The organism is Allocoleopsis sp., from assembly GCF_036703385.1.
Lineage (GTDB): Bacteria > Cyanobacteriota > Cyanobacteriia > Cyanobacteriales > Coleofasciculaceae > Allocoleopsis.
In genome coordinates this window covers 1-5,733 of record NZ_DATNPA010000008.1, presented here as the reverse complement: position 1 = coordinate 5,733, position 5,733 = coordinate 1, and the positions used below count along the sequence as shown (strand labels likewise).

At 50.2% G+C, this 5,733-nt stretch carries 5 protein-coding genes; all 5 read left to right on the top strand.

The annotated features are described in order from the left end of the window. On the top strand, positions 1–3,087 hold a 3,087-nt coding region (locus tag V6C93_RS00260), incomplete at its 5' end, for a phycobilisome rod-core linker polypeptide (protein WP_333474631.1). A 598-nt stretch (positions 3,088–3,685) separates the two neighbouring features. Further along, on the top strand, positions 3,686–4,171 hold the full coding sequence (apcA, locus tag V6C93_RS00255) for an allophycocyanin subunit alpha (protein WP_333474630.1): 486 nt from the start codon (positions 3,686–3,688) through the stop codon (positions 4,169–4,171). Between the two features lie 89 nt (positions 4,172–4,260). Continuing rightward, positions 4,261–4,746, top strand: a complete 486-nt coding sequence (apcB, locus tag V6C93_RS00250; protein WP_333474629.1) for an allophycocyanin subunit beta — start codon at positions 4,261–4,263, stop codon at positions 4,744–4,746. Between the two features lie 366 nt (positions 4,747–5,112). Then, positions 5,113–5,316 (top strand): phycobilisome linker polypeptide, encoded by a 204-nt coding sequence (locus tag V6C93_RS00245; protein WP_333474628.1) that lies wholly within the window; start codon positions 5,113–5,115, stop codon positions 5,314–5,316. A gap of 198 nt (positions 5,317–5,514) precedes the next feature. Then, positions 5,515–5,733, top strand: a 219-nt coding sequence (locus tag V6C93_RS00240) for an FtsW/RodA/SpoVE family cell cycle protein (protein ID WP_333474627.1), incomplete at its 3' end; no start/stop codon positions are given.

The following is a 5,733-nucleotide window of genomic DNA, read 5'->3' as shown; positions in this document are numbered from 1 at the left end:
CAGGAGCTAGTCCTGGCTGGTGGTGGCGGCATGGATGCTAGAGAATCCATGAAGTTGGGAACGGCTACGTATGTGGAAAGTAGCGGCGGTTTCTTCGAGGGTCTGCGAGGACTCTTCAGTGCTTCTGGTGGAGGTCCCACTCCAGCGGGATTCCGACCCATTAACGTCGCCCGTTATGGCCCGAAAAACATGCAGAAGTCTCTGCGTGACTTATCGTGGATGTTGCGCTATGTAACCTACGCGATCGTCGCTGGCGACCCTAACATTATTGTCGTCAACGTCCGGGGTCTGCGGGAAATTATCGAGAATGCCTGCTCTGGAGAAGCCACCCTCGTGGCACTACAGGAAATGCGTGCGGCCTCACTCGGGTATTTCAAGCGCGATGCCGAGGGCAGCAATATCGTTAATCAATACTTTGAAATTGTGATTAACGAATTTAAAGCCGCTAATCCGTCTGATAAACTCCGGCAGCGTCCTAAGAGTGACCAACAAGGCTTGCAACTGCCCCAAAGTTACTTTAATGCGGCAGAGCGGCGTCCTAAGTTCGTGATGAAGCCGGGACTATCCGCCTTAGAAAAGCTAGAGGTTGTGAAAGCCGCCTATCGGCAGGTTTTCGAGCGTGATATCACCCGCGCCTACAGCCAGTCTATCTCTTACCTGGAATCTCAGGTTAAGAACGGCGACATCTCGATGAAAGAGTTTATTCGTCGCCTGGGTAAATCTCCTCTATATCAAAAACAGTTTTACCAACCCTTCATCAACAGTCGTGCCTTAGAACTGGCCTTCCGTCATTTCCTAGGTCGTGGCCCGAGTTCGCGTGAAGAAGTCCAACAGTACTTTTCCATTGTCTCCAACGGCGGTCTAGCCGCTCTCGTGGATGCTTTGGTTGATTCGCAAGAATACTCCGACTACTTCGGCGAAGAAACCGTTCCCTACCTGCGGGGATTGGGTCAAGAAGCCCAGGAATGCCGCAACTGGGGGATGCAACAAGATTTACTGAATTACAGTGCGCCATTCCGCAAAGTACCTCAGTTCATCACAACCTTTGCCCAATATGATCGCCCACTGCCTGACCAACATCCCTATGGGTCTGGCAACGACCCCTTGGAAATTCAGTTTGGGGCCATCTTCCCCAAAGAAACGCGGAATCCCAATACTCGACCGGCTCCCTTTGGGAAAGATACAAAGCGCCTGCTGATTCATCAAGGCCCTGGCATCAATAACCAAAACAGCAATCCCAAGGCACGAGGCGAGTTTCCCGGTTCTTTGGGGCCAAAAGTGTTCCGTTTGGATCAACTCCCCGCCTCTGGCAGAAGTAGCAACAAGAAAAGCAGCGTCTCCAGGGTATCCAGCGTCAAGTTCTCGGAAAGCTCTACCCAAGCGGTGATTCGGGCTTGCTACTTGCAAGTGTTTGGACGTGATGTCTACGACGGTCAGCGCCAGAAAGTGGCGGAAATTAAGCTGGAAAACGGCGAAATTACCGTGCGGGAGTTTGTGCGTGCCCTAGCGAAGTCGGATATATTCCGCAATCTTTACTGGACATCCCTGTATGTTTGTAAAGCCGTGGAGTATATCCACCGCCGTCTATTGGGTCGCCCCACCTATGGGCGTCAAGAGATCAACAAGTACTTTGATATTTGTGCCAAGTCAGGCTTCTACGCTCTAGTTGACGCCATTATCGACAGCCCAGAGTACTCTGAGGCATTTGGGGAAGATACAGTTCCTTATGAGCGTTATGTGACGCCGGGTGGTTTGGCGTCGCGACGATTGAGAGCCGGAAGCATTGCTGAAGGGTTAGGCACTCAAGTGACCCAGGAAGGAACCCCACGCTTTGTACAACTGGGTCAAGTTACCGAAACGCGGACTGAACCGGATGTTCAATTCCGGATTAATCAGGGCGTTAGTGTTCAGCGCGAACAAAGCAAGGTCTTCAAACTGACCAACACCACGGATAAGCCAGCGGTTAAAACTTTGATTCGAGCGGCTTATCGGCAGATCTTTGAGCGCGATATCGAGCCGTATATCCTCAAGAATGAATTCTCTGCCCTGGAAAGCAAGCTGAGTAACAACGAGATTAATGTTAAGGAGTTCATTGAAGGTCTAGGTACCTCAAGCCTCTACATTAAAGAGTTCTATACTCCCTTCCCCAACACCAAGGTCATTGAGCTGGGGACGAAGCACTTCCTGGGCCGTGCGCCGGAAAACCAGAAGGAAATCCAAAAGTACAACCGGATTCTCGCCTCTGACGGCATCCGTGGCTTTATCGGTGCGATGGTTAACAGCATGGAGTATGTCCAGGTATTTGGTGAAGATACAGTGCCTTATCGGCGCTTCCCCACCTTGCCAGCGGCAAACTTCCCCAACACTCAAAGGCTGTATAACCAGCTGACGAAGCAGAATAAAGACGTGGTGGTACCCAGCTTCGAGCCGGTAACGTCCCGCATGGATGTGGCGAAGATGCCTATGACGGGTAAGGCTATAGCGGATATGAAGGCGCAAGAGCGGCAGCTGGAAACGAGCAAGCCACAGTTCGTCGAACTCGGTCGCTCTTTCCAAAATAGCGATGGACAGTCGATTGAGGTCAGTTCTAGTTCAACGCGCCGCAAGCCTGCACGGATTGTCCGCATGACCCCAGGGGCCAATCAGACTGAAATCGCCCAGGTGAGCAATGCCATTTACTGTCAGGTGATGGATGTTTTCAATGGTCAGGTGCCTGGAGAGTTCCGTCGCCCTGAGTTGGAAACCAAACTCAGCAATGGGGAAATCTCCGTGCGCGAGTTTGTGAAAGCTTTGGCGAGTTCGGATGTCTACCAGCGTCGTTTCTACACGCCTTATCCCAATACCAAGGTGATCGAGTTCCTGTTCCGGCATCTGTTAGGGCGTGCGCCAGCTACCCAAGCGGAAATTCAGCAGTACAACCAACTCTTGGCTGAGCAAGGTCTGAGTGCGGCGGTTGAACTGCTGGTTGATGGCGAAGAGTATGCTCGCTTCTTCGGTGAGTATGTCGTCCCATACAATCGCTTACCCTCACTGCCTGCTGGCAACTACCTAGGTAGTGTAAAAGCGGCTTCGGATTGGGTGAAGTAGTTTTGGTTTGAACGGTCGCCTTCCTTGGCGACCACACCTAATCTGTTGGGTGAGCAGTCTGAAGTATCGGCTGACTATTTTCTCCTCTGACGCTGTATAGGGCAGCGCAGAGGAAATTTCCTCACGGCAAAGACACGGGATACTCCCAACAGGGGGAATGAAGACGCTGCTCCTTGTCGGTGGTACGGCGCATGAACAGGAGAGGGGGAGACGGAAATTTTTTCCGCCAAGCTCTCCGTATCTCTGCTCAGTCTCATCTCTGGCTCTTTGTGCCAGAGGAAGCGTCTCCTCTTCTCCCTACCTTTACGTCTGTTAAGACACCCGAAATCTGAGGAAAATGTTACAAAATGTTAAGCCAATAGGAATAATGTGAACGATTTGTCGCAGAATATTTGCGGTAGGTCGCTGTATCCCTGACTAATGTATCGCTGACTGCTTGAGGAAAGCGTAAGAATACTTAAGAAAGTTCAGGATTTAGGGTGTAAGCCCCGCTTGAAACTGACTTAAGTGCAGCACGTTAGAAAAGCGAACTAGCGATCGCGAATACGAATGCCAGTTTAAACACATCTGGTTCAACTTTTCTGGAGGAATCCTATCGATGAGTATCGTCACGAAATCTATCGTGAATGCAGACGCCGAGGCACGTTATCTGAGCCCAGGCGAACTAGACCGGATTAAAGCGTTTGTGACCTCTGGTGAGCGTCGCCTCCGCATCGCTCAAAGTCTGACCGATTCTCGTGAGCGCCTCGTCAAGCAAGCCGGTGACGCACTGTTCCAAAAGCGTCCTGATGTCGTTTCTCCTGGTGGAAACGCTTACGGCGAAGAAATGACCGCAACTTGCTTACGTGATCTGGACTACTACCTGCGCCTAGTCACTTACGGAATCGTTTCGGGTGATGTCACCCCCATTGAAGAAATCGGTCTGGTTGGTGTCCGCGAAATGTACAAATCATTAGGCACCCCCCTCGATGCAGTTGCAGAAGGCGTTCGTGCCATGAAGAATGCCGCCACTTCAATGATGTCTGGCGAAGATGCCTCCGAAGCAGGTGCTTACTTCGACTACGTAATTGGAGGCTTGCAGTAGGGTAAGCGTCCTTCCCCTGCTGTTCCAGACGCGAAACAGCGCGTTTGTGCAAAGGATTCAAGAGACTAGGTGAAATAGGAAATAGGATAATGCAAGACGCAATTACCGCTGTTATTAACTCTTCCGACGTTCAAGGGAAATACCTTGACAATGCTGCCCTGGAAAAGCTCAAGGGCTATTTCAGCACGGGTGAACTGCGCGTTCGTGCGGCTACCACCATCAGCGCTAACGCTTCCACCATTGTTAAGGAAGCTGTTGCTAAGTCCTTACTGTACTCGGACATTACCCGTCCCGGCGGCAACATGTACACCACTCGCCGCTATGCTGCTTGTATCCGTGACTTGGACTACTACCTGCGCTACGCTACCTATGCGATGTTGGCTGGTGACCCCTCCATCCTCGATGAGCGCGTACTCAACGGTTTGAAGGAAACCTACAACTCCTTAGGCGTTCCTGTTTCCGCAACTGTTCAAGCCATCCAAGCCATGAAAGAAGTCACCGCCAGCTTGGTTGGTGCTGATGCTGGAAAGGAAATGGGCGTCTATTTTGACTACATCAGTTCTGGCTTGAGCTAAGGACTCTCTTAGTTAAATTCTGAGCTTGTAGTCGGTTGTCTACTTAAGGTTTGGGAAGTCATTTGTGAGTGCTAGCTTGTTAGAGGCGAGTCTTGCTTCGGTAGTTGTGAGCGGATGAGTTTTGACGATCTAGTATTGACGATTGACTCCCAGCCTTTGTTATGTTAAGGGAAACCTGCTTCAAGTTTCGCCGTTAGGATACAGCAAATGCTTGAGACAAGCATTTCAAGCGCAGTAAGAAGGGCAACGCTTAGGCTGAGTCCCCATCACTACCTAGCAAGAATTTTGATCATTGCAATAGCGATCGCTTCAAAAAACTGAATTCAAATTAAAATTTCTTAACCGAATCACAGGAGAAACAAGCCCATGCGAATGTTTAAGGTGACGGCCTGCGTTCCTAGCCAAACCCGAATCAGAACCCAGAGGGAGTTACAAAATACCTTTTTCACCAAGCTGGTTCCCTACGACAGCTGGTTTCGTGAGCAGCAACGGATTATGAAAATGGGCGGCAAAATTGTTAAGGTTGAACTGGCCACCGGGAAGCCCGGTACAAATACTGGACTGCTTTAATTTTCAAACAACGGCTTTCGATTGGGAAAGAGTAGGGGGTTGCCAAGCCCCCCTTTTTTATTGAAATGCCGGATGAAGACAAGCCAGAAGCGAATCTTCTTACAAGAAATTAGCTATTCTTGAGCCAGTGACGTTAGTGTTGTCTACAATCCAACTGTTGGTCATCACCTCTGCGTTGTTGTTAGGGATTAAATATTCGTGACTATACGCGACCTTATTTTCTTTGTTAATCCCTCCGCACAGGAATGGTCGCTCAACGCCCGGTTGCTGAAGTGGCTAACCTTTGTGTGGATGTTTATTGGCTTAGCCGTTCTGTTTTCGGCATCTTTTCCGAGTGCAGATGCTGATTATGGCGATGGGCTGTATTACTTTAAGCGGCAGCTGGTGTGGGTGGCGTTAGGTTTGATTGGATTTAAC